Below are 236 nucleotides of genomic sequence, written 5' to 3' on the forward strand. Positions count from 1 at the left end.
CTTGACAATAACGCAGGCAAGATAGTTGCCAGTCAGGATCTGACCCTTGATTTACAGCGTGATTTCAGCAATCTGGCCGACTCGACACTGCAGGCCGGACATGATTTAACCTTAACCACCCGCGGCGCGTTAACCAATGACGGGCAGTTATTAGCGGGCGGCAAACTCAGCACCGGTTCAAGCAGCTTGCTCAATAGCGGCCATATTATTGCGACGCAAGCCAGCCTCAGCGCAGC

Annotated in this window: 1 protein-coding gene; it reads left to right on the forward strand. The window is 53.8% G+C overall.

All coding sequences use genetic code 11. From position 1 onward, the window contains the following. Positions 1–236: hypothetical protein (locus V1952_RS22805; RefSeq protein WP_420075666.1), on the forward strand; the 236-nt coding region annotated here is incomplete at both ends.

It is taken from the genome of Yersinia sp. 2542 StPb PI, from assembly GCF_048593855.1.
In the GTDB taxonomy this organism is placed as follows: Bacteria; Pseudomonadota; Gammaproteobacteria; order Enterobacterales; family Enterobacteriaceae; genus Yersinia; species Yersinia enterocolitica_E.